The 24,001-nt window shown below is 62.3% G+C and carries 22 protein-coding genes and 1 pseudogene; 6 read left to right on the top strand and 17 right to left on the bottom strand.

All coding sequences use genetic code 11. The features are described 5' to 3' along the window. Both Q7V20_RS03920 and clpS read right to left on the bottom strand, forming a co-directional pair. On the bottom strand, positions 1-702 hold a 702-nt coding region (locus tag Q7V20_RS03920; RefSeq protein ID WP_304787390.1), incomplete at its 3' end, for a Clp protease N-terminal domain-containing protein. Beyond that, positions 699-1,052, bottom strand: coding sequence for an ATP-dependent Clp protease adapter ClpS (gene clpS, locus Q7V20_RS03915; RefSeq protein ID WP_304787388.1), 354 nt, complete (start codon positions 1,050-1,052; stop codon positions 699-701). The genes Q7V20_RS03920 and clpS, both read right to left, overlap by 4 nt. Positions 1,053-1,337: 285 nt before the next feature. Between clpS and Q7V20_RS03910 the strand changes: the two are divergent. After that, positions 1,338-1,532, top strand: a pseudogene (locus tag Q7V20_RS03910) (cold-shock protein); the annotation flags it as partial. Positions 1,533-1,697: 165 nt separating this feature from the next. On the opposite strand, the gene Q7V20_RS03905 reads toward Q7V20_RS03910, so the two are convergent. Then, positions 1,698-2,078 carry a hypothetical protein gene (locus Q7V20_RS03905; RefSeq protein WP_304787384.1) on the bottom strand — a complete coding sequence of 127 codons (381 nt, stop codon included), beginning with the start codon at positions 2,076-2,078 and terminating at the stop codon, positions 1,698-1,700. A gap of 164 nt (positions 2,079-2,242) precedes the next feature. After that, positions 2,243-3,874 (bottom strand): ShlB/FhaC/HecB family hemolysin secretion/activation protein, encoded by a 1,632-nt coding sequence (locus Q7V20_RS03900; protein WP_304787381.1) that lies wholly within the window; start codon positions 3,872-3,874, stop codon positions 2,243-2,245. A gap of 323 nt (positions 3,875-4,197) precedes the next feature. Here Q7V20_RS03900 and Q7V20_RS03895 point away from each other — a divergent pair, with 323 nt between their 5' ends. From Q7V20_RS03895 to Q7V20_RS03885, 3 genes are read left to right on the top strand one after another with little or no spacing between them, the layout of a single operon-like run. Then, positions 4,198-4,902, top strand: a complete 705-nt coding sequence (locus tag Q7V20_RS03895; RefSeq protein WP_304787379.1) for a DUF4198 domain-containing protein — start codon at positions 4,198-4,200, stop codon at positions 4,900-4,902. 60 nt (positions 4,903-4,962) lie between these two features. Beyond that, the gene (locus tag Q7V20_RS03890; protein WP_304787377.1) at positions 4,963-7,152 is read left to right on the top strand and encodes a TonB-dependent siderophore receptor; all 2,190 of its coding nucleotides are present in this window, start codon (positions 4,963-4,965) and stop codon (positions 7,150-7,152) included. A 20-nt stretch (positions 7,153-7,172) separates the two neighbouring features. Continuing rightward, the gene (locus Q7V20_RS03885) at positions 7,173-9,320 is read left to right on the top strand and encodes a TonB-dependent siderophore receptor (RefSeq protein ID WP_304787374.1); all 2,148 of its coding nucleotides are present in this window, start codon (positions 7,173-7,175) and stop codon (positions 9,318-9,320) included. Between the two features lie 52 nt (positions 9,321-9,372). On the opposite strand, the gene Q7V20_RS03880 is transcribed toward Q7V20_RS03885, so the two are convergent. From Q7V20_RS03880 to Q7V20_RS03865, 4 genes are read right to left on the bottom strand one after another with little or no spacing between them, the layout of a single operon-like run. Beyond that, positions 9,373-11,523 (bottom strand): TonB-dependent siderophore receptor, encoded by a 2,151-nt coding sequence (locus Q7V20_RS03880; protein WP_304787372.1) that lies wholly within the window; start codon positions 11,521-11,523, stop codon positions 9,373-9,375. 54 nt (positions 11,524-11,577) lie between these two features. Next, positions 11,578-11,916, bottom strand: a complete 339-nt coding sequence (locus Q7V20_RS03875) for a DUF3325 domain-containing protein (protein WP_304787370.1) — start codon at positions 11,914-11,916, stop codon at positions 11,578-11,580. Then, on the bottom strand, positions 11,913-13,469 hold the full coding sequence (locus Q7V20_RS03870; protein ID WP_304787367.1) for a PepSY domain-containing protein: 1,557 nt from the start codon (positions 13,467-13,469) through the stop codon (positions 11,913-11,915). The genes Q7V20_RS03875 and Q7V20_RS03870 overlap by 4 nt, the downstream gene beginning before the upstream one ends. Next, a complete protein-coding gene (locus Q7V20_RS03865; RefSeq protein ID WP_304787365.1) occupies positions 13,466-13,753 on the bottom strand; it encodes a DUF3649 domain-containing protein in 288 nt (95 codons plus the stop codon). The genes Q7V20_RS03870 and Q7V20_RS03865 overlap by 4 nt, the downstream gene beginning before the upstream one ends. 180 nt (positions 13,754-13,933) lie before the next feature. Between Q7V20_RS03865 and chrA the strand changes: the two genes are divergently transcribed. Then, positions 13,934-15,280 carry a chromate efflux transporter gene (gene chrA / locus Q7V20_RS03860; RefSeq protein ID WP_304787363.1) on the top strand — a complete coding sequence of 449 codons (1,347 nt, stop codon included), beginning with the start codon at positions 13,934-13,936 and terminating at the stop codon, positions 15,278-15,280. Here the strand turns inward: chrA and cueR are convergent. After that, complete coding sequence (cueR, locus tag Q7V20_RS03855) at positions 15,277-15,678, bottom strand: Cu(I)-responsive transcriptional regulator (RefSeq protein ID WP_304787361.1); 402 nt, start codon at positions 15,676-15,678, stop codon at positions 15,277-15,279. The genes chrA and cueR overlap by 4 nt on opposite strands. Next, positions 15,675-17,903: a cation-translocating P-type ATPase gene (locus Q7V20_RS03850; RefSeq protein WP_304787359.1), complete on the bottom strand. Its 2,229-nt coding sequence runs from the start codon at positions 17,901-17,903 to the stop codon at positions 15,675-15,677. The genes cueR and Q7V20_RS03850 overlap by 4 nt, the downstream gene beginning before the upstream one ends. Positions 17,904-18,058: 155 nt before the next feature. Here Q7V20_RS03850 and Q7V20_RS03845 point away from each other — a divergent pair, with 155 nt between their 5' ends. Then, positions 18,059-18,250 (top strand): heavy-metal-associated domain-containing protein, encoded by a 192-nt coding sequence (locus tag Q7V20_RS03845; RefSeq protein ID WP_304787357.1) that lies wholly within the window; start codon positions 18,059-18,061, stop codon positions 18,248-18,250. A gap of 111 nt (positions 18,251-18,361) precedes the next feature. Here Q7V20_RS03845 and Q7V20_RS03840 read toward each other — a convergent pair whose 3' ends face one another. The 7 genes from Q7V20_RS03840 to Q7V20_RS03810 form a co-directional block, all read right to left on the bottom strand. Continuing rightward, the gene (locus tag Q7V20_RS03840) at positions 18,362-18,787 is read right to left on the bottom strand and encodes a DUF305 domain-containing protein (RefSeq protein WP_304787354.1); all 426 of its coding nucleotides are present in this window, start codon (positions 18,785-18,787) and stop codon (positions 18,362-18,364) included. 43 nt (positions 18,788-18,830) lie between these two features. Then, positions 18,831-19,205 carry a four-helix bundle copper-binding protein gene (locus Q7V20_RS03835; protein ID WP_304787351.1) on the bottom strand — a complete coding sequence of 125 codons (375 nt, stop codon included), beginning with the start codon at positions 19,203-19,205 and terminating at the stop codon, positions 18,831-18,833. Positions 19,206-19,437: 232 nt separating this feature from the next. Further along, the gene (locus Q7V20_RS03830; protein ID WP_304787349.1) at positions 19,438-19,833 is read right to left on the bottom strand and encodes a copper-binding protein; all 396 of its coding nucleotides are present in this window, start codon (positions 19,831-19,833) and stop codon (positions 19,438-19,440) included. A gap of 90 nt (positions 19,834-19,923) precedes the next feature. Next, complete coding sequence (locus Q7V20_RS03825; RefSeq protein WP_304787347.1) at positions 19,924-20,475, bottom strand: cupredoxin family protein; 552 nt, start codon at positions 20,473-20,475, stop codon at positions 19,924-19,926. Positions 20,476-20,530: 55 nt separating this feature from the next. After that, positions 20,531-21,952, bottom strand: a complete 1,422-nt coding sequence (locus Q7V20_RS03820; RefSeq protein WP_304787346.1) for a multicopper oxidase family protein — start codon at positions 21,950-21,952, stop codon at positions 20,531-20,533. A gap of 17 nt (positions 21,953-21,969) precedes the next feature. Then, positions 21,970-23,463 carry a TolC family protein gene (locus Q7V20_RS03815; protein ID WP_304787343.1) on the bottom strand — a complete coding sequence of 498 codons (1,494 nt, stop codon included), beginning with the start codon at positions 23,461-23,463 and terminating at the stop codon, positions 21,970-21,972. A 9-nt stretch (positions 23,464-23,472) separates the two neighbouring features. Further along, positions 23,473-23,910, bottom strand: a complete 438-nt coding sequence (locus tag Q7V20_RS03810; protein WP_304787341.1) for a hypothetical protein — start codon at positions 23,908-23,910, stop codon at positions 23,473-23,475. Between the last annotated feature and the right edge of the window lie 91 nt (positions 23,911-24,001).

The following is a 24,001-nucleotide window of genomic DNA, read 5'->3' as shown; positions in this document are numbered from 1 at the left end:
CAGGCCCTCGGCGATTGCGGTCTTGCCCACGCCAGCTTCACCCACCAGCAGTGGGTTGTTCTTGCGGCGACGGCACAGGATCTGAATGACCCGCTCCACCTCGTGGTCACGACCGATCAGGGGATCGATCTTGCCTTCACGGGCCAGCACATTGATGTTCTGGGTGTATTGCTCCAGCGGAGACGCCTTGGGCTCGCCGCCCTCCTCCTTCTCGGTCTCAGCGGGGCTGGACTCTGAAGAAGACTTGATGGGCTCAGGAGGATCGGCCTTGCGGATGCCATGGGCGATGTAGTTCACCACGTCCAGGCGTGTCACGCCCTGCTGGTGCAAGTAGTACACCGCGTGCGAATCCTTCTCGCCGAAGATGGCCACCAGCACATTGGCACCGGTGACTTCCTTCTTGCCACTGCCCGAGGATTGGACATGCATGATGGCGCGCTGAATGACACGCTGGAAGCCCAGGGTCGGCTGGGTATCGACTTCGTCGGTACCGCCCACGGTGGGGGTGTTGTCACGCACGAACTGATCAAGGTTCTTGCGCAACTCTTCCAGGTTGGCCGCACAAGCTTTCAACACCTCGGAAGCGGAGGGGTTGTCAATCAAGGCGAGCAACAGGTGCTCGACGGTGATGAACTCGTGGCGTTGCTGACGGGCCTCGACAAAGGCCATGTGCAGACTCACTTCCAACTCTTGCGCAATCATGCGGTCTCCAGAATGCACTGCAGGGGGTGCCCGGCTCTGCGGGCGGCGGCAAGAACGAGTTCGACCTTCGTGGCCGCGACGTCTTTGGTATAGACCCCGCACACACCACGACCTTCGTGGTGGATTTTGAGCATGATTTGCGTCGCTGTCTCGATGTCGTGACGGAAATATTCCTGCAAGACGATGATCACGAATTCCATGGGGGTGAAGTCATCGTTGAGCATCACCACCCTGTAGAGCTTTGGCGGCTCCAGGCTGACAGTTTCTTTTTCGGCAATGGCCAGCCCCTCTCCACCTTCACCAGGCCCAACGGGCGGTTCGGATGAGTGGGGTTGTAACGGTTCAGTCATGAATTCATTCTACGAGACGCGATTGCTTTGTGTCTTCACATGTTGCGGTAACCCACCTGACTTCAAGGGGGGAAATTCACCCAGCTTTCACGACTTTTCAAAGCACCGTGGATTGTTCAGGCATGCCGGTGCTGAACGCAGCTTGGAGCAAAGCGCTGGATTTCATCTGAATTTCACATTACAAAATCAAAGCCATGTCAAGGCCGGAAACCCAGCCGGATCCTTGGTGCTTGACACCCGTGGATTCGGACTAGAAAATGACAACAAACTAACAGGAGGGACAGTATGGCAATAGGCACTGTCAAGTGGTTCAACGATGCCAAAGGGTTTGGCTTCATTGAGCCCGATCAGGGTGGCGGAGATGTTTTCGCCCACTTTTCAGCCATCCAGATGGATGGTTTCCGCACGCTCAAGCAGGGCTCGAAAGTTCAGTACGAACTGATAGCCGGCCCCAAAGGCATGCTTGCGCAGAACATTCAGCCCGTTGACGCCATCACGGCGGAACAGGCTCAACCCGATGCCCTGAGTGACATGCACTTCAGGGAATTGTCTGGAGGGCCTGGGCACAGCTTGCCGCATTGACGCCCCGCACCAACAAGAACCCCGCCTTCAAGGCGGGGTTCTTGTATCAAGCGGTGACTCTTGTTATTCGCATGTCAGCTTGCCAGGGGCTGGTGTGCAGGCGTCCTTACGCTTGACGGTGCCACTGCCCTCGGTCGCGGCGCGCCCAGCGCCAACCTCTCCGATCACGCTATTGCGAACCCTGGATGAAACATTGGCGCCAGTCGGCGCCTGCCCGGCCTCGGCCACGCAATCCAGGCTGTTGGTTTTGGGCGTGCACTTGCCAGGCAAACGCAAGACGCGGCTGCCTTCCGACACGGGTTGCCCCGAGCCAACCTGGGTGATCAAACCACCACGGATGTTGAGTGCATCGCCCTGCTTCAATGCCCGAGTCGCTGGCGTGCCTTGGGTTTGCTCAATGGTCTTGACTGCGGAATTCTTGGCAGCCACGCCAGGGGGCATCATGCCGAATGAAGATTGCCCTGACGCAGGGGCAGAAGCTGTCTCCTGAGCCCAAGCCATTGAAGACAAACCGGCACAGCACACCGCCAAAGAGATCTGCACCAGGCGATGGTGGGCGCAAGAAAAAGGTGATTGATCGGTCATGTGGATAGCCTCGACATTCATGCTCAGAAGTTCTTGGTCAGCACGGCATTGGCACGCGGCTGGTGGGTGTTGTTGTCGGCCAGCGGCTCGCCCGTGGCACGCCAAGCCAGGTTCAGGCGCAACGCAAAATCACTGGGGCGGGCCCAGATCATGCCCAAGCCATAACCACTGAGGCTGCGGCTGGTCGATGCCGATTGCGAGTTGGGCGCCAGCCTGGCATGGCCCCAATCATAAAAAGTGCTGAATGCCAATTCGTGCGCAAAGCGCCCAAACCAGGCCTCCGGTGGCAAGAATCGCAATTCCGTGTTCACCACATGGGCCGTGTCACCAGCGGCCTCGCCCGGGGCAAAGGCACGAACGCCCGTGGGCCCACCCACCGCGAAGCGCTCGGTGGCGTCCAGGGTGGTCCCGGCAATCTGCCCTTTGTAACGTGCGTACAGCTGCAGTCGGCCGCTCACCAGGTTTTGCAGGCGGGAGTAGCCCAGATTGGCCTTGCCAAAATTGGTTTTCAGGCCCACGGTCGTGGCATCAGCCGCATCGAACTTCATCCGGCCTTGCAGCCAGCTGAGTTCGTAGGTGTTGACACCGCCATTCAGCCAGTTGTCTCGGAAATCACCCACCACGCCCAACTGCACGTCATCACTGGTCTTGCGAGACGCCATGCCAGCATCCTGATCGTCGAATCGCTTGTTCTCATAGCTCAGCAAGCCGAAGACATTGAGGTTGCGCGAACGCACCACCGGGTACAGCGCAAAGCCGCTGGCCGCGACAACGGTGCCAGTCAGGTCAGAAGAAACATACTCTTTGTCCAGCTCGTAGCGCACTTTGGAAAGGGCTGCACCAAGCCTCCAGCCATTCGAACCGACGGGCGACACGTAGCTCACACCCGCGAATGCCAAACCGCCGCTGAAGGAGCTCAGGGCGTTGACGGACAAGGCGTCACCACGCCCGGTGGGGCTGGCCACGGTCAGGCCGCCACTGATGCGGCCCATGCCGGTGTAGCGTGAGCCCAAAGAGTCCAGCTCGACCCGGCCGCTGACCCGGGCTTCTGCGGTGGGCGTGACGATCAGCGACGCCGTGCCAGGCTCGCGGCCTTCGCCGATTTCGAAGCGAGTGCGAACGCCTTGCAGGTCATTGACCAGGAAAACAACACGCTCGACGTCTTTCACGCGAATGACCTCTCCCGGCTTCAAGGCGGCGAGGTAGCTTTCAAGCACGTCGCGGTGCACAGGCACGGCGGTATCAGTCCAATTCAACTGCACTTGATCCAGGCGCCCCTCGAGTACCGCGATGTGCACGACGCCTTCTTTGACCTGCTGTTCGGGCAGGTACGCAAAGCCAACGTAGTAGCCTAGCTCGCGCTGCATGTACAAGGTCACGGCAGCCGTGGCATTCACGAGGTCTTCGTAGTTGCGGCCCTTGCCGGTGAAGGGTGCGGTGATGGCCGCCAATCTTGCGGCAGAAGCCTCAGGCAATCCATTGACCTGGTATGCGATCACGTCCACGGCGATGTCTTCTTCGGGCTTGCCCAATTCGCGCAGGGGCGCGGTGGAAGAAGCCGCGGATGGCGTGACGGGCTGAGCCCAGGCCCCACCGGTGGCCAGCAAGATGGCCGCAGCAGCCAGGACTTTCAAATTCAAAGACGCAAAACGCACGGCAACGATCCCTTTTGAAATGGTGATTTCGCAAGGCTGCAGGAGCTCCAGGCACCGCAGTCCTCCGAGCACCCGTGAGGCCGGGCCGATGGTATATCAACGTCCATTCAATTGACAGCCGCCACGGGAAAACACAACGGCCGAAGGATTCGTGGTCTTGACAGGGGGATCGCGTCCGAATTGCCCCCTGTTTGTGGGGTGCAGGCACGTCATTCAGCAGGTTTGGCCCCTTCATATATTGCTATTGCGAATCATTTGCATTTACATTCAATGTTTTGTCGTTGCCAGACCGGCAGCGCTCCACCTCTTGAATTGAGTTGCACATGAACACCACGCCTGCTTTGAAGCTGAAACGCATTTCCTCGGCCATCGTCCTGGCTGCCCTGACCAGTTGGGGTGGGCAGGCATGTGCCCACATGGTGTGGGTTGAGCGCGATGGCACGGCACCCATTGCGCGCGCGTATTTCGGCGAGTGGGCCGAGGACGTCAGGGAGAAGGCTGGCGGCTACCTGGACATGATCAAGGGTCTGCAGGCATTTGGCACCGACCTGGGCAAGGCCTATGTTCTGACGCGCAAGAACGATCACCTGGAGATTGCCACCTCCGGTTCCGGCGACGTGCGCCTGGTGGAAGCCTTGCTGCCCAAAGAGGACAAAGCCAAAGGCGGGAAAAGCCGCACGGTTTTCCATGCCAAGGCGGGACGCACCGAAACAGTCGGCAAGCTGGACTTCGAGATCGTGCCCACGGCCCCCAACGCCAACACCTTTGTGCTGACCCTCAGGGGTCAGCCGGTGCCTAAGACGGAAGTGACCGTGTTCGGACCGCCCAAGTGGAGCAAGGTTCTTCACACGGATGCCGAAGGCCGCTTCTCGATCACGACGCCTTGGAAAGGCCGCTACGTGATTGAAACCGCTCATCAGGACACCACCGCCGGTGAAGCCGCTGGCGCGGCTTATGACCGCTCACGCCACGTTGGCACCTTGAGCTTCGAAGTCACCGAAGGTCTGCCATGGGCACCGGCGAACTGATCAGCCTGCCAGTTCAAACGTCACAAACGTCCAACCTTTGCGCTTTCTCTGTTGTAAGTCATGACCAAATCACCGATTGCCTGGGCCGCCCTGGCCTGTTTCACCCTGCCAGTCACGGCTCAGGAGCCCCCCGCCACCGAGCCTGAGGCGCTCCCCGAAGTCACCGTGCGGGCCACCCGCCGCGAAAGCCCGGTCGGGCCCGTGCAGGGCTATGTGGCCAAACGCAGTGCCGCGGCCACCAAGACCGACACGCCCCTGACCGAAACACCGCAGGCGATCACCGTCATCACCAGTGATGCCTTCGAAGAGCAAGGGGCGCTGACCGCAGCCGACATCGTGCGCTACACCGCTGGCATCAACTCGGCCTACTTTGACAGCCGAGGCGACTCGTTCCAGTCTCGTGGTGGCAACCCCACGCAGTACCTCGATGGCCTGCTGCGCAACTCGGGCAGCTACAACACCACGCGACCAGACCCTTACACGCTGGAACGTGCCGAGGTTCTGCGCGGCCCGTCGTCGGTGCTGTATGGCCAGGGTGGCATCGGCGGGGTGCTCAACATGGTGTCGAAGCGCCCGCAAAAGACAGCCCAGCGTGAACTGCAGCTGCAGGTGGGCACGAACGACCGGCACCAGCTCGCCACCGACCTCACAGGTCCGTTGAACGACACCGGCACCTTGCTGTACCGGCTGGTGGCCGTGGGCCGCGAAAGCGGCACGCAAGTTGACTACGTGCCGGATGACCGATTGGTGATCGCCCCTTCGCTGACCTGGGCCCCCAACAGCGACACCGAGATCAATTTGCAGGCGCTGTACCAAGAGGACAAAAGCGGGTCGCTGATCGGGTTCTTTCCGTGGAAAGGCACGCTCTACCCCAACCCCAACGGTCAGATCCCGTTCAACACCTTCAGCAGCGAACCGGGCTTCGACAAGTACAACACGCAGCAGTCCGCCGTGGCCTACCAGGCCAGCCACCGCATCAACCCGACGTGGACCGTGCGGCAGAACATGCGCATTGCCGACAGCAAGGTGGACTACTACACGATGTACACCAGCTTCACTGCTGTGCCCAGCGCGAGCCGCCCTGCTCGGCCGGTGTTCGACACCAGCAACAACCGCACGGTGCTTCGCGATGTGGGGATCCAGCTCAACAGCGCCAAGTTGTCCATGCTGGACACCCAAGGCGAAGCGCGATTCAGCACAGGCCAGGTCACCCACACCCTGCTGCTTGGCCTGGATACGCAACACATCAAGACGGAGCAACGCACGGGCCGCGGGACCACGCCCGCGTTCGACCTGTATGCGCCCGTGTACGGCTCCGCCTTCACGGTCCCCGCCGTGACTGAACAACCGCCCAACACGCTGCGCCAAACCGGGGTCTATGTGCAGGATCAGCTGAAGTTTGGTCAGCATTGGGCTGCCACCTTCGGCCTGCGCCATGACCAGGCCCAAAACGTGACCGATGCGCTGGGCAACAGGGCCGCCGCCAAGATCAAGAGCCACGCCAACACCAAGCGGGCCGGGCTGCTCTACATCGCGGACAACGGATGGACGCCCTACCTGAGCTATTCGGAATCGTTCCAGCCACTGACCGGCACCGACATCGCCGGAGCACCCTTCAAGCCACAGCGTGGCAGCCAATGGGAAGCCGGCGTGAAGTTCCAGCCGCTGGATTCGCGCATGCTCTACACGCTGGCGGTGTACGACCTGTACGACGAGAACCGCAAGACCGCCCACCCGACCGATCCGACCTACAGCGTGCAGATGGGCAAGGTCCACGTGAAGGGCCTGGAGCTGGAGGCGCGTGGCCCCTTGAATCGCCAATGGGATTGGATCGGCAGCTATGCCTACACCGATGCCGTGGTCGCCGAAAGCAATACCAAGATCGCGATCTTCGACCTCAACGGCACGTCCATCGGTTCCGTGGCTGAAAAAGGCACGCACTTGTCGGGCACCCCCAAGCACATGGCCTCGAGCTGGCTGACGTATGGCATCCCCTTTGGGCCCGGGCGCTTCAAGGTCGGTGCGGGTGCACGTTACATCGGCACCTCCACCGACGGCACCGATCGCAACAAGGTGCCCGCGGTGACCTTGATCGACGCGATGGTGTCTTACGACACGGGTGACTGGCGCCTGGCCCTGAACGTGAACAACCTGGCCGACAAGCTTTACCTCACCACTTGCCTGGCGCGTGGCGACTGCTTCCTCGGACAGCGTCGCACTGCGGTTGCCACCGCTTCCTACCGTTTCTGATTGACCCCAGCAGTACCCACATGAAACACAAGCCAACCCAGGCCCTGCGCCCATTGCCTTTGGCCGCCATGCTGGCGGCCGCCAGCACCTCGCCCTTGTTCGCGCAAGACATCGTCACGGACCAAGCGTTGCCCGAGATCACCGTGAAAGGGGCGGCCCGAGAAGGCAGCGTCGCCAAGGGCTATCGGAACAGTTCTGCATCCCAGGTCGGCGCGCTTGGCGGCAAGGATTTGCTGGACACCCCCTTCTCGATCAACGTTGTCTCTCAGGAGCTGATCCAGAACCTGCAAGCGTCGAAGCCGGACGATGTGCTCAAAATCAACCCCGTGCTGCAGTTGAACAACCCGCAGTCGCGCTTCTTCACGGGCGTGTCTCTGCGTGGCTTCGGCGTGGGCTCCAACAAGCGCGTCGATGGCCTGCCCAACAGCAACATGATCGGCGTGGACATGGAAGACAAGGAGCGCATAGAAGTGCTCACCGGCCTGTCGGGCTTCCTTTACGGGCCGGGCGCGGTAGGCGGCACCTTGAACTACGTGCTCAAGCGGCCCACCTATGTGCGCTTGAACAGCGTCACCATGGGCATCACGAGTGGCAGCAACGCCATCGTGCAGGGCGATTTCGGCGGACCGATCGACGAGGCCGGCAAGTTGGCCTACCGGTTGAATGTCGCGGCCCAGGATGGCGACACTTCCGTTGACTTCCAGTCGCTCAGCCGCCAGTTCGTGAGCGGTGCGCTGGATTGGAACATCAGCGACCGGTTGCACGTGCAGTTCGACGCCTCATCCGGCCGGTACCACATGCGCGGCACCGAGGCATATTGGGCCACGTCCAACAATGCAAAGTACCCCAATGCGCCGGACGCCAGCCAATACTGGGGGCAACCCTTCACGGCCACGGACACGACCCAGGAGCACGCCGCCCTGCGACTGAACTGGAAAGCCACTGAGGAGATCGGCGTGCGCACCGGATATGCCCACCGCACCAGCACCTCCGAGTTGACCGCGGCCAACAACACGTTCACAGCTGCCAACGGCATTTACAAGGCCGAGACCAGCACCTGGGAATACCCAGACATCACCAATGATGCGGCATACGCTTACCTGGACGCCAGTTTTTCCACAGGTGTGGTCAAGCACAAACTGACGGCGGGCGTGTTCGGCGATGTCGATGAACGCACCAACTACCGAAGTTCTGCAGGCAGTTGGGCCGCCAACAGCACGCCCAACCTGAACTTGTCCCAGCCTTACTATCAGACCACGCAGCCTCTGGCGCCAGTGACCGCGAAGTACCTGGCTGGCAGAACGCGCAATCAGAACATCGTGCTAGGTGATGACATCCAGTTCAGTGAGAGGTGGTCAGCCCTGCTGGGATTCAACCAAGCCCGCATTGCCACCAAAACCTACGCGGTCAACGGTGCCATCACCGCCTACGACAAAATCAGAATCACGCCCAGCGCGTCGGTGCTGTTCAAGCCAATGCCCAACCTGACGCTGTACACCAGCTACATCGAAGGCCTCGAAAAGGGCGGCACTGCCGGACCCACCTATAACAGCGCAGCGGTGGTCAACGCGGGCATGGTCATGCCCCCCATCGTCAGCAAGCAGGTGGAAGGTGGCTTGAAAGCCATCATCGGCGATACCCTGCTCACGGCCGCCTTGTTCGAGATCGACAAGGGCCTGGAGTACTACGACGCCACAGACCCTGCTCGCCCCATCTATGTTCAGAATGGACGCCAGGTGCATCGGGGATTGGAGCTGACCGCCACAGGGCGCTTGACACGACAGATCACGGTGGTGGGTGGCCTGACCCTGCTCGATGCCGAAGTGCAAAAGACCCAAAATCCAGCGCACATCGGCAAGGCCCCGATCAACGTGGCAGAGCAACTGGCCAAGGTCTATGTGGAATATGCCCTGCCCTCAGTCCCGGGCCTGACCTTGAGCAGCGGCGTGTACTACACCGGCAAACAGGCGGTTGATCCGGCGAACCTCGATTTCGTCCCGGACTTTGCCACCGTCGATGTCGGTGCACGCTACCAGACAAAAATAGCCCAACTGCCGCTGACGCTGCGCTTGAATGTCAGCAACATCGGCAACAAGAGCTACTGGCTGACACCCAATGCGCTGGGCGCTGCGCGCACCGTGGCGCTGTCAGCCCAGGTTCAGTTTTGAATGCAAAGGCCAGGGCGGCACAGGCGCTGATTTGCCTGTGCCGTCGTCTTGATCAATAACGCGCTTGCAATGCCAGCACGACGCGGCGGGGTTCGCCGTAGTAGTTCTGGCGGCTGAGGGAAACGCTGGGAGCTGAGACCTTGTCGTAGTAGGTTTTGTCAAACAGGTTGTCAACGTTCAAATTCAATGAGAGCTGGTCATTGAACTTGTAGCCCACCTGGGCATTGAAGATCGAATAATCGCCAGACACCACGCGCACTGTGCCACTTTGCGAAAAGAACTCGCTGCGGTAAGACACCCCGCCACCAATGGTCCAGGCGGGCAAGCCCAAGTTGGCCAAGGCGTACTTGGTGGACAGGTTGACGCTGTGCCTCGGTGTGATGGCGCTGAACACTTGCCCCAGTTGCGTGACCGGCGCTTTGACGTACTCGGTGTCGGTGTAGGCATAGCCCGCCAAGACATCCCAGCCACGCGCCACCTTGCCGCTGACTTCGGCCTCGAAGCCCTGGCTGCGGACCTCACCACCCGGGATCGAAGCGTTCGTGGCAGCGGGATCGGTGATCGCCCGGTCCTTGTCTTCAATTCGAAAAATGGCAGCGTGCGTCTGCAGGCGCTTGTTGAAAAACTCGCCTTTCAAGCCAAACTCGATTTGCGATCCGGTGCGGGGCGGCAGGATTCTGCTGGCGGCATTCAGCGCGCTTTGAACCACAAAGGTCTCCGAGTAAGCAGCGTAGGCCGACAGGGCCTGGTTGAGGTCGTAGATGCTTGAGACCGATGGCGTGAAATGTCGGCCGGGATCCGCACGGAGAGCCGTCGTGGTCACCTCTGCCCAACTCATGCGCCCACCCAGCAAGAACTTCAAGCGGTCAGTGGCGCTGATCTGAGCCTGCCCATAGATCGCCTTCTCGCGCCGCGTGGTCAGCGCGTTGTAGCCCGGCAGCGTCAACACGGGGTAAGGCAGGTCGTAGTTGGGCTGGTACACATTGAACGCCAGCAAAGGCCCGTAGACAAAGTTGCCGCCATAGGCCTTGCTCTCGTTGTAGCTGGCGCCCACCAGGATGCGGTGTGTCAGGCCGCCCAGCTTGATGGGCCGGGTGAAGAACACGTCGTAGTTCCGGTCCTGGTTTTCTTGCAGGAAATCCACCGTTTGAAGCTGGATGTCCCCGTTGGCTGCCACGGGCGAATTGGCCCGGGCAGCCCTGTAGAAGGAAGAACGCCAAACATCGCGCGCCGAAAATTTGAGCAGACCACCATCGTCCAGCCGGTGTTCAAGCTCCAGGAAAATGTCTTTGGTGTCCAGATCCTGCCGGTTGGCACGCAGGCCCGCCAAGGTGGAACGCGGCACTTCCAGCAAACGCCCATCCGCGAAGGTGGGCAGGCCCTGGTCAATGGCCGCGCGGACCTCTTGCTGCGTGTAGCCCACCGACAGCGTGGTCGCTGGCGTGATGTCGAACTCCAGCGTGCCGTAGCCCAGCTGCTTGTGGTTGAAAACCGTGTCCACGTGGCTGTTGCGGCGATCAATCACACCGACCACTCGCCCGCGCAATGTGCCAGCTTCATTGAGGGGCCCCGTGACATCCACATCCGCCCTTTTGAAGTCAAACGAGCCCACCGCGTTGGCTCCAACGGCCAGGCGGCCCAAGGCCCGCTTGCGCACCAGATTGATCGCACCACCAGGCTCGCCCGCACCCTGCAACAAGCCCGCAGGACCGCGCAGCACTTCGATGTGGTCGTAGATCGCCGTGTCCATCGCCGTCGCATAGTTGGCGCCTTGAGGAATGGGGATGCCGTCCAGCTGGATGGCCCCAATGTCGAAGCCACGCGATTGAATGGTGTTGTAGTTCCCGGCACCATCCAACCGTGTGATGTTGATGCCCGTGGTTTGCTTGACGGCATCCTCCAGCTTGGTGAAGTTGCGGTCGTCCAGTTGCTGCCTCGTGATCACGCTGACAGACTGCGGCGTTTCACGCGGGGACTGCACCGCTTTGCCGATGCTGAGCGCGCGAGTGGTGTACTGGCCCGTGCCTTCGGTGGAGGAACCGGACGCCACACCCGTGACGGTCACCGTGGGCAGGGCCGCCGCAGCATCGCCAGGCGCCTCATTCTGGCCCACAGAAGACTGCGCATGCGCCATGGTTGAAAAGCCCATCAACAGCCATGAGGCCAAAGTGATGGGCGCAAGTTTGAACTGCGGTTGCCGCATGGGTACTGCTCCAGGATGAGGATGGAAACGAAGAGAATCTTTGGGCGCGGTGGCTCAGAGCCCCGGCATGCGCATCGCAACGGCCAGACCGCCAAGCAGCATCAGCGGGCCAGTAACGGTGATGGCCTTCGGCCAATAGGTCAGCGTCAACACCAAGGCGATGCCGCTGGCCGTGAGGCAACCCAACCAGGCCACCAGGCCGATGCCAAAGCCTTCTTGCCCCAGGCATGCCCACAAGGAGGCCGCCAGCAAGCCAGCGCCTGCCAGTTGCAAAGGCACACGCCAAGGGCCAGGCTGCGCATCGCGACCAAAGCGATCAGACCAATGGCGATCCATGGCCAGGCTCAATGAAGCAAAGCCCGCGTAGGCAAGGCACAAGGCGGGCCAATTCATGGGCTGGCCTTTGCTTTGTGCTTGCCATGCCGCTGCAGCACCCAGACCGCCGAGGCCAGGGCCAGGCCCAAGGCCAGCACGGTCAAGTCAAAACCTGCCAAGGCCCAGTACCCAGCCGGGAGCGTGATGCCCAGGTGCGCGTCGGTGGTCAGGGCATTGAGCAGGGGCAGCAGCATGAAGAGGCCAGCCCCCAACACCAACTGCAGCCGCCACATGGTGCGCTTTGGCCAGATCAACCCAAACACGGTGGCTGCGCCCCAGGCCGTGAAGAAGCAGGTGATCTCCTGCTGGGGGCGCTCAAGCAAGTCCAAAGGCAGCAAACGGTTGGCCCAGAAGTAGGTGGCGATGGCGATGGGCAAGCCAGCGATCGCACCGATGTTGAGGCCATCAACCAGCCTCAATCCGAAGCTGATGGGCATGCCATGCCGGATCTGCTTGGCGTGCTTTTGACGTTCCTTCACCGCCCACAGCAGCAGCCCCGTGGCCACCATGGCGCAACCCGCCAGGCCAGACACAAAGAACAGGGCCCGCAGCCAAGGCTCGGCGAAGCGGGCCACGTGCAAGCCATACAGCACCCCACGTGTAGCGGCGGCGGGCGCATCGTCGCCCCGCACCGACAACAAGGCACCGCTGCTGCCCTGGAACGTCATCGTCGGCCCGTTGAGCGAGATGCGGCGCTCGTCAATCGGCTGAACCTCGATCACCGCGCTGGCATCCAACGGGTTGAGCACCGTGACGCGGCCCGTCGGCTGGCCCCAGCGCGCCTGGGCTTGGGCCAGCAAAGGCTCGACTGCGGTCAGTGTGCCCGGCTGGCCGATGGGCTTGGGCACGACCGTCTGTGGGAACACTTCGGCGGTGAAAGCCTTCTGATCACCCTGGTAGGCCGTCATCACGCCCCAGGGCATGTACAGCGTCATCAGCGTGATCAAGCCGCTGTAGGTGATCATCAGATGGAAGGGCAAAGCCAGCACGCCCGTGGCGTTGTGGGCATCCAGCCAGGAGCGTTGATTCTTGCGCGGCCGGAAGGTGAAGAAATCCTTGAAGATGCGCTTGTGCGTGATCACGCCGCTGACGATGGCCACCAGCATGAACATCGCGCAAAAACCCACAATCCAGCGCGCCCAGATCGCCGGCATGTAGTGCAGGTCGAAATGCAGACGGTAGAAGAATTCCCCGCCCCGGGTTTCACGGGTTTTCAAGACCGCGCCGGTGGCCGGGTCCAGGAACTCGGTCTTGAAACGGCCTCGGGCATTCTTGGCTTGAGGTGGTGGCGGCTCGACCCAGCCAATGCGCACAGCAGGCTCGCGTGGTGTGGGCAGCTCAATGCTCCAACGGCTGGCCTGAGGTGCTTTCTGACGCAAAGCGTTCAGGGCATGGGTGATTGCCTGCGGACCCGCGTGGGCCTGCAAGACCTCGGGCTGCATCCACTGCGTGATCTCCTGGCGGAAGTAGGTGGCCGTGCCGGCGGCAAAGATCATGAACAGCACCCAACCGACCAGCAAGCCGGACCAGGTGTGCAACCAGGCCATGGATTGACGGAAACCTTCTTTCATCGGGACCACCCGATCAGGGCGCCCAGGACCGCCGCAGGCACGGCCAACCCCCACCACGCTCGCCATGCCGAACGGGCAGAGAAAACCCAGATCACCGCGCAGGCGTATACCGCGAACGACAACATCATGGCCGTCAAGGTCGCCTCCAAGCGGCTGCCAGGCAAGTACATGGCCAAGGCGCCAGTGAACAGCGCGGCAATCACATAACCGCCCAGGATCGCCGCTAACGCACGGGATGCCACGGCCCAACGTTCGCGGGCACTGAGAACCACAGCCTTCTTCACGATGGTCGGTGCAAGCTCAGGTTCGGGGTGTGGTTAGCCATCTGATACTCCAGGCTTGGTGAATGGAAAATTCATCACACGCAAATGCGTATGAGAATGATTCCCATTCTAACAACAAGAACCTGGAGCGGCGTGCTGGCACCTGAAAGCATTGACGCAGCCTGAAAACTAGACTTGCGCATGTCCGACACCTCCCGCACCACCACCTGCCCTGCCCCCGTCACTTTTTGGGAGGCCTTTCGCTTCTGGCTCAAACTGGGCTTCATCAGCTTTGGCGGCCCGGCCGGTCAGATCGCCATCATGCACACCGAGTTGGTCGAGCGCCGCCGCTGGATCAGCGAAAAACGCTTCCTGCACGCGCTGAACTACTGCATGTTGTTGCCCGGCCCCGAGGCCCAGCAACTGGCCACCTACATCGGCTGGTTGATGCACCGCACCTGGGGCGGCATCGTGGCCGGGGCCTTGTTCGTGCTGCCCTCGCTGTTCATTCTGGGGGCCTTGTCATGGGTCTATGTGGCCTTCGGTCAGGTGCCGGTGGTGGCGGGCATCTTCTACGGCATCAAGCCCGCGGTGACGGCCCTCGTCATTCACGCGGCCCACCGCATCGGCACACGCGCCTTGAAGAACGGCTGGCTGTGGGGCATCGCAGCGGCCTCTTTCGTGGCCATCTTTGCGCTGGAGGCGCCCTTCCCTGTGATCGTGCTGATCGCCGCCCTCATCGGGCATGTCGGAGGGCGGATGGCACCGCAGATTTTTGTCGTGGGTGGTGGCCATGGCAGCACGCAGCACGGCTACGGGCCTGCGTTGATTGATGACGACACACCCACGCCTGCGCATGTGCGCTTCAGCCGCGGCCACCTGGTCAAGGTGCTGGTCATGGGGCTGGGTTTGTGGGCTGGCGCCATGGCCCTGCTGTTGTTCACCCATGGCGTGGACGGCACGCTCACGCAGATGGGCTGGTTCTTCACCAAGGCCGCCCTGCTGACCTTTGGCGGTGCCTATGCGGTGCTGCCCTATGTGTACCAAGGCGCGGTGGAGCACTACCACTGGCTGACGGGGCCTCAGATGATCGACGGCCTGGCCTTGGGCGAGACCACGCCCGGACCACTGATCATGGTCGTGGCCTTTGTCGGCTTTGTGGGAGCCTGGACGCAGCAAGTGCTGGGGCCAGATGCGCTGATGCTGGCTGGCGCCGTGGCGGCCTCAGTCGTGACCTTCTTCACCTTCCTGCCATCGTTCATCTTCATCCTGGCAGGCGGCCCCTTGATCGAATCGACACATGGGCAGTTGAAGTTCACCGCACCGTTGACGGCCATCACGGCAGCGGTAGTCGGGGTAATCCTGAACCTGGCGATGTTCTTTGCGTACCACGTGCTGTGGCCCCAAGGCCTGAGTGGCCGTTTCGATGGGGTGTCTGCCTTGATGACGCTGGGCGCTGCGGTGGCCCTGTTCCGCTTCAAACTGGGTGTGATGCCCTTGCTGGGCCTGTGCGCCCTGGTGGGCCTGGCCATCACCTGGCTGCGTTAGTCGGCCAATTCTTCCAGGATGGGGCAGTCAGGCCGACTGTCGCCATGGCAACACTGGGCTAGGCGCTCCAGGGTGTGCTTCATCTCGGCCATCTCGCGCATGCGCCGATCCAGGTCGGCCACATGGGCCAGGGCAATGCGTTTGACGTCGGCGCTGGAGCGCTTGCGGTTCTGCCAGAGCTTCAGCAACTCGGCCACCTCGGCCATGCCAAACCCCAATTGCCGCGAGTGTTTGATGAAGCGCAAGGTGTGCACCTCGCGCTCGCCGTATTGCCGATACCCGGCTTGCGTTCGCGCCACCTTGGGCAGCAGACCCAGGGATTCGTAGTACCGCACCATCTTGGCCGAGACGCCAGACAGCGCGGCCGCCTGGCCAATGTTCAGGGGTCCAGCAATCATGTCGAGCTTCCTTTCCAGCGGCGCAGCATCAAGGCATTGGTGACCACACTCACGCTGCTGAACGCCATGGCCGCACCGGCGATCACGGGGTTGAGCAGGCCCATGGCGGCCAGCGGGATGCCGACCACGTTGTAGGCAAATGCCCAGAACAGGTTCTGGCGGATCTTGGCGTAGGTGCGCCGAGAGATGTCAATCGCGTCGAACACCAAGGCCGGGTCGCCCCGCATCAGCGTGATGCCCGCCGCGTGCATGGCCACATCGGTGCCGGTGGACATGGCGATGCCCACGTCGGCGGCGGCCAGGGCCGGGGCATCGTTGATCCCATCGCCCACCATGGCCACACGCAGGCCTGACGCTTTGAGCTCATTCACGATGGATGCCTTGTCTTCGGGCAAGACCTCGGCGCGGACCTCGTCAATGCCCAGTTGTTGGCCCACGGCCTGGGCACTGCCCCGGTTGTCGCCGCTCAACATCACCGTGCGCACGCCGTGCTCGTGCAGGCGCGAAATCGCTCGGCTGGCCGAGGCCTTGACCGTGTCGCCAAAGGCCAGCAATCCTCGCAAAAGCGGCTGGCCCGGCTTGCTCACATCGGCCACCCAGGACACCGTGCGCCCTTCTTGCTGCAACTGGCCGGCCCGCGCTTGCAGCACGTTCAGCTCAACCCCCAGCTCTTGCATCAGGCGGGTGCTGCCCAGCCTCAGGTCTCGCCCGCCCACCACGGCCGCCATGCCTCGGCCTGCCAGTGCCCGGACCTCATGCGCGGCGACCACCGACAGGCCTTCGTCTTTCGCTGCCTGCAAAACGGCGTGGGCCAATGGGTGCTCGCTGCCCGCCTGGATGGCTGCGCTGTCGGCCAGGAGTTCGGCCTGGCTGCCGCTGGCCGCTTCCCAAGCCACCAAGCGGGGCTTGCCCTCCGTGAGGGTGCCGGTCTTGTCAAAGGCGACCAGTTTGACCGCGTGCGCCAGCTCCAGAGCCTCTGCGTCTTTGATGAGAATGCCATGGCGTGCTGCCACGCCGGTGCCCGCCATGATGGCGGTGGGCGTGGCCAGGCCCAAGGCGCAGGGGCACGCGATGACCAGAACGGCCACGGCATTGAGGATGGCGCTCTCCCATTGGCCGGTGCCCAAGCCCCAGGCCAGCAAAGTGACGACGGCGATGCCAATCACCACCGGCACGAAGACCGCGCTGACCTGGTCCACCAGGCGCTGAATGGGCGCCTTCTTGGCTTGCGCAGACTCGACCATGCGAACAATGCGCGACAAAGTGGACTCCGCGCCCACCGCTGCTGTGCGCACCAGCAGCAGGCCCTGGCCGTTGACTGATCCGCCGGTGACCAGATCACCCTCGTGTTTGGCCACCGGCAGGCTTTCACCCGTGATCAGCGACTCATCGACCTCGCTGCTGCCTTCGGTCACTTCGCCATCCACCGGCACGCGCTCGCCGGGGCGGATGACCACGACATCGTTGATCCGAACCTGCGCCGCGGGCACCTCGAAATCTTGCCCTGCCCGGCGCACACGGGCCGTCTCAGGGCGCAGCGCGTTGAGCGCCCGGATGGCTTCGGTGGTCTGATGCTTGGCGCGCGCCTCCAGCCACTTGCCCAACATGACCAAAGTGATCACCACCGCCGAAGCCTCGAAGTACAGGTGCGGCATGTCGTGCCCGCCATGGCGCAACAGCATGTACAGGCTCAAACCGTAGCCCGCCGAGGTGCCCAGTGCCACCAGCAGGTCCATGTTGCCCGAACCCGCCCGCAAGGCTTTCCAGCCCGCGATGTAAAAGCGTGCGCCCAACCAGAACTGAACTGGCGTGGCCAAGGCCAGTTGCAACCAACCGTTCAGCATCCAGTGCTGGCCCACCAGCATCCCGATCATCGGCAAAACCAACGGTGCCGACAAAGCTGCTGCCACCGCGATGGGCCACCAATCGGGCGCCCAGGGGCGTGGCTGAGCCACTTCTGGCTCACCGGCCAATTCAATGGGGCGCGCTGCGTAGCCCGCTTTTTCAACCGCAGCCACCAACTCCGGCATCAACACGTCGTGGCTGGCAGACTGGACCGTGGCCACCTCCGTGGCCAGATTGACCTGGGCCGATGTCACCCCCGGCACCTTGCTCAAGGCCCGCTCGACTCGACCTGCACACGAGGCACAGGTCATGCCTTCAATCGACATCGTCCACTCTTGCAAGGGCGTCTCAGGTACAAAGGCAACAGGCAGTGCGTTCATGGCATGGTCTTTCTTCAGAACAATCAACGCACCAACTTTGCAGCTTCCCATCATGGGAAGGTCAAGAGGCCGGTGATTTAATCCCCTACCGTTGACCTTACCATCGTGGGAAGCTTGAAAGTTTGTGCCTCATCAACCCATTTCGAGGTTTCCTCATGTTTGAGTTCCAAGTTCCCTCCATCTCGTGTGGCCATTGTGTCAAGGCAGTGACCCAGGCTGTCCAATCCGTGGACGCCCAAGCCAAGGTTCAGGTTGACCTGGCCCAACACCAGGTCACCGTCGAGACCTTGCAGGAACGCCAAGCCATCGTCGATGTCCTGGCGGAAGCAGGCTACCCGGTCGTTTGACCCAACATTTATCCCGCACTGGCTTCAAGGTGCTGGGTGGATCAGCCCGTGTCATCAGCACGTGTTGCAGACCCAAAATCACGCCCCCTGATGATCAAATCGCACCCATGCTCAAGGATTCGACTTCAACCACTTGTCCAACTGCCCGATCTCCTTGGTCTGGTCTTTGATCATCTTCTTGGCCATGGCCTTGAGTTGCGCGGATTTGCCATGCTCGATCTCCACCTTGGCCATCTCAAGGGCCTGTTGATGGTGCATCTTCATCATCGTGGCGAAGTCCTTATCGACATCGCCCGACATCTTCATCTCCTGCATCGACTGCATCCCCTTGTGCATGGACTCACCCATCTCGGTTGAGCCGTGGTCGTGTCCTGGCTTCATGTCGGCGCCCTTGTGCATCGCCCCCTGCGAGTGCTCCACGGGATGCATTGGCGCGCCTGGCGTCGTCTGGGCCTGCGCTGCGCCGAGGGTCATGCCCATGGCGACCAAAGCGGCTGCGGCGAATTGGGACAGAGAGCTGTGTTTGTCAGCGTTCATGTGGGCTTCCTTGTCGGTGGGGTTGTGGGTAGATGTCGATGTATCAATGGGCATGCGCCGTGGCACCTTGCCTGACTGACGAGCCAGCGGCCTGGCCCAGGCTGCGGCACTCCTGTGCACATCGACGGCACGCTGTGGCGCAGTCCTGGCAGTGGTCCATCTGGTGACGGCCGCATTCCTCGGCACAGGCTTCACAGATCTCAGCGCACAGGGCGCAGATGGCCGACACCTGTTCGCTGCCGCGCGCCATGGCGGCAGCGGCAAGACGGCAGATGGCGCTGCAATCGAGATCCAAACGGATGCAGCGGGCCATGGCCTTGGGATCTTTCTCGTCGAGGCAAGCGGTGGCACAGTGCTCGCAGGCCGTGGCACATGCGTTGCAGGCCTCGATGCAACTTGCGAATTGTTGGTGGCTCATGTGGAATCCTTTCGATGTCTTGGATGGGGTTGGGGCTGGCCAACGACTGGCCCCTGCTTCCCTGCAAGGCGGGGGCCCACGCTGGCCACCCTCTAATCCCGGTTTTGACACGAGCCAACCTCTGCCTTCGTGTTCACCACGTGGCATGCGTCCGGTTCAAGAAAATGTTGCGGCTCGCTTGAAAAAGTTACCGCCCCCCATTGCGCCTGCGCCACCCCCGCTGTGGGCTGATTTACGGGGCTGTCTGCACGTCGGTGACGACAATGGCGCCCTCCTGTTTTTCCGCGTGGAACTTGACCTTGTCGCCGACCTGAATCTTGTCCAGCAACGCGGCGTTTCTGACTTGGAAGACCATGGTCATGCCCGGCATCTGAAGGTTGGCGATTTCGCCATGCTTGATCGTGACTTTTTTGTTGTCCTTGTCGATCTTGCGGATGACACCATCGGCCATCACGGCCGCCGATGCGCCGCCGGCGGCGCTGGCGGCCGTCGGAGTCGCTTGGCTGCTGGTCGGGGCCATCGCCGCGCCCTTGCCTGGCGCCATGTGGTCGGCCGCGGTGGCCGTCAAGGCGGCCACAGAAAGCGCGCTGGCGAAAATGCTTTGAATGATGAGGTGGCGTGTGTTCATGGTGATCCCTTCAAGTTGAAGAGGTTGTAAAGAGGCTTAGCCGAGTTGACGAATGCAAGCCGACTCATGGTTGGGGCGATGACGTTGGCATCAGTGCGGAGCGTGGTACCCGGTGTCAGATTGCTTGGGCGCAGTCTTGCCAGACTTGTGGACGGCGGCGGCCACCTTCACTGAACCCTTCATGCCCGCGTCGTAGTGCCCTGGTTGGAGACATCCGATGGCGACGGCCCCGTTTTTTGTGAAGCGCCAAATCACCTCGCCCTTCTTTCCAGGATCAAGCGTGACCATGTTCGGGTCGGCATGTTCCATCTCCGGGTTCTGCTTCATCTGCTCATAGTGTTCCAGCAGCGCCTTCTGCGTGCCCAGCACGAACTCGTGCTTGAGTTGCCCCACGTTGCGGACCAGGAAGCGCACGGTTTCTCCCTGCTTGACGTTGAAATTCGCAGGGGTGAAGCGCATGTTGTCGCTCATATCGACCTTGACGGTGCGTGTGACTTGGCTGGGCTCGCCGGGCACGCCGATCGCGCTGCTTTCCTCGTGATGATGGCCTGCCGCGCCATCGGCCAAGGCAGAGGGTGACGACGCAGCCAGGAAAGCGAGCGCAGTGGCCGACAGCGCAGAGCGGAGGATGGGATGAGTCATGGTGTGTCCTTTCGGTGAACGTTGGCCATGCGAATGGCTGAATGGGTGAGTCAACTCAGTGACCGCCATGCCCGCCAACGGGCTTGCGAATCTGTACTTCGACATCGGTGGGCGCGCCGGGCGCTCGGGCGGGGTGCGTCAATGCCCCCCCCGCGCTGCTGGCGCGTGGCGCCTCAGGCAGCGCGCCTGTGAACTCATAGGCCACGGTGCCTTTGGGCGCCTGGTACCAGCCTGGATCCTTGTAGTTCCCGGCTGGCTGGTGCTTGCGGACCTTGAGAATGGAGAACATGCCACCCATCTCGACGGAGCCGTAGGGGCCTTGACCGCTCATCATGGGTACCGTGTTGTCGGGCAGGGGCATCTCCATCTCCGACATGTCACTCATGCCCCGCTCGCCCATCACCATGTAGTCGGGAATCAGCTTGTTGATCTTCTTGGCCACCCCCGTGTGGTCCACGCCGATCATGGTGGGCACGTTGTGGCCCATGGCGTTCATCGTGTGGTGAGACTTGTGGCAATGAAACGCCCAGTCGCCCTCCTCGTCCGCGAGGAACTCGATCTGCCGCATCTGGCCAACCGCCACATCGGTCGTGACCTCGGGCCAACGGCTGGATCTGGAGGTGGGGCCGCCATCCGTGCCGGTGACCTCGAACTCGTGTCCGTGGATGTGGATCGGGTGGTTGGTCATCGTCAAGTTGCCAATGCGGATGCGCACCTTGTCGTTCTTGCGTACCACCAGCGGATCGATACCAGGAAACACCCGGCTGTTCCATGACCACAGGTTGTGGTCCAGCATCGTCATGATCTTGGGCGTGTAGCTGCCCGGATCGATGTCGTAGGCGTTGAGCAGAAAGCAGAAGTCACGCTGCACGTCGTCGATCAGGGGGTGCTTGGTCTTGGGGTGCGTCACCCAAAAGCCCATCATCCCCATCGCCATCTGCGTCATCTCGTCCGAGTGCGGGTGGTACATGAAGGTGCCTGGCCTGCGGGCGATGAACTCGTACACGAAGGTCTTGCCCGGCTCGATCGCCGGCTGGTTCAGGCCCGCCACGCCGTCCATGCCATTGGGCAGGCGCTGGCCATGCCAGTGCACGGAGGTTCGCTCAGGCAGGCGGTTGGTCACGAAGATCCGCACGCGATCGCCCTCGACCACCTCGATGGTCGGCCCCGGCGACTGACCGTTGTAGCCCCACAGGTGCGCCTTCATGCCGGGCGCCATCTCGCGCACCACGGGTTCGGCCACCAGGTGAAACTCCTTGACGCCGCTGTTCATGCGCCAGGGCAAGGTCCAGCCGTTGAGGGTGACCACGGCGTTGTAGGGCCGCCCGGTGGAGGGCACCAGCGGCGGCATGGTGTTGGGCGAGGTCTGGAGTACCGGTTCGGGCAAGGCGGCCATGGCGGCCTTGCTGACCGAGGCAGCGGCGACTGCGGCGCTGATCGCCCCGGCGCCGCTGACAAAATTTCTTCTGGAAAGCATGGAGGTGTCCTTTGAGTTCAATGACCGCCGCCGGCGTCCGAGCCGGTTGACATCGCAGCGGCGTCAGGTGTGTTCAAACTTGGTTTGCCCGTCAAGGCCATGTCCAGGTCGGAGCGCGCGATCCAGAAATCGCGCAAAGCCAGGATGTAGCCATTGACGCTGTCGATCTGGGAGCGGGCGTCGGCCAGCAGTTCGAAGACGCCGATCAGCATCCCGTTGTAGCGAAGCTGGTTCTCCTCGGAGATACGCTGCTTGAGCGGAACGATCTCGTCTCGGTAGTGGCGCGCCACCTCGAACTGGCTTCGATAACCCTTGTAGGCCTGCCTGACCTCGGACCGGGCATCGACAGCCATCTGCGCCGTGCGGTTGACGGCCTTCATGTACAGCGCTTCGGCCTTCGCCGTCCGTGCCGTGCCCCAGTCGAACAAGGGCAACTCCAGCGAGATCTCGAAGCCCCTTTGCGTTGGCGCCTCGTTCGACGAATTGTGGACAGCCCCGAGTTCCAGCACGTTGATGAACCGGGTCGCTCGCGACAGGCCCAGGTTGCGTGCCAGCTGTTCGGTGCCCTGCTTGGCCGCCTGGATGTCCAGACGCTGGGCGATGGCCGTTTGCTCGACGTCCGGCAACTCGTCCGCGTTCTTGGGCAGGTCCGGCAGCCGTTCGGGCAGTTGGAAGGCGGTCTGATCGCCCCACAGGCCCATGAGTCGCGTCAGGCGTTCGCGTGACGCCACTTGGGCCTGCTCCGCACGAGCAAGGTTGAGGGCCGCATCGGCGTAGAAGCCCTGTTCTCTCGCCTGTTGCAGCTTGGTCCAGTTGCCAGCCCGTGCCAAGCGGCCCGCGAGGTCCGCCGCCGCCTCCGCAGCCGAACGAACCTGGCCCATGTAGTGCACGCTTTGATCAGCGGCCACGGCCATGAAGTAGGCCTTTCTGACCTCGGAGGCCAAGCTGAGTACTTCCTGTGCGGCGAGTTGGCGTGCCTGCGCGAAACGCCGCGTCTCGATCTGGCGTGCCAGGGGCATCGTGATCAGATGCGCCAAGTCGAAGCCGAAGCTGCGCTCTAGCTCGACCTCATCGCCACGCCTCAGCCGCGCGAAGCTGAAGCCGGGATTCGGCAGGCGGCCAGCCGCCACGAGATCGGATTCGGCAATCCCCAGTTCGGAGAATGACGCCTGCAGGCCTCGGTTGTTGAGCAGGGCGATCTGGACGGCGTCGTCCACGCTCAGCGGCTTGGCCAGCAGTTCGCCGACGCGGGTGTCGAGGGTCGTGCGCTGATCGCTTGTCCGGGCCCACTGCACGTCCTTGCCCAGGCGTTGCTGGGTGACTTGCTGAACGGACTCGAAGCCACCGTCCGGGCTGAAACTGGCACAGCCGCCCAGCAACACGGCCGCTGCCGACACGAGCAGCGCGGTACATCGGCGGCCCAACGGTCCGCGGTCGCCCCCCGTTCGCAAGCGCGTCGGAACGCCGATCTCGGTTGCACCCGGCAGAGTCTTCACCATGATGTTGTCCATGGCTGACTCCTAGTGACCATGTCCGGCGTGGCCGCCGGGCACTGGTTTTTGCACGGGAGCTTGGGGCGTGCCCGGCTGCGCGGGACTGCTGGCCGGGGCGCTCTGCGGGGGCTTCGCGCCCTCGGGCACATCGGGTTCCTGGCTGAGCCTGGCATAAGCCTTCCAGCCACCCACGTCGCGAACCCTGTCGTTGACGTGCCGCCAAGGGCCGACCTCTGCATCCTTGTACGGGCGGTAGTCGCTCAAGGACGAGCGCGCGTTCAGCGCGGGCACGGGCACCTGGGCATTGAGCGGATCAGACGCAGGGCCGAAACGAGCAGTCTCGGCGGGGCGGGGAGCCCCAGGCCAAGCCGCCGAGGCCACCGGGGGCGGGGGTGTTTGCGCCCAACTGAGGGGCGTGAAGACGGCTGCGACTAGCAGCGCGCCGCACAAAATGGATCGGTTCATGTTTTCCTCGCAGGGATGGACTGCAACGCTCTGCGCCTGACAACAGGCGAACGTGCGACATCGATGCGGTCACCAGCCGAGCGCACTCGCG

The organism is Aquabacterium sp., from assembly GCF_030652515.1.
In the GTDB taxonomy this organism is placed as follows: domain Bacteria; phylum Pseudomonadota; class Gammaproteobacteria; order Burkholderiales; family Burkholderiaceae_C; genus Aquabacterium.
The sequence above is the reverse complement of the archived record's forward strand: the minus strand, read 5'-3'. Positions and strand labels throughout refer to the sequence as shown.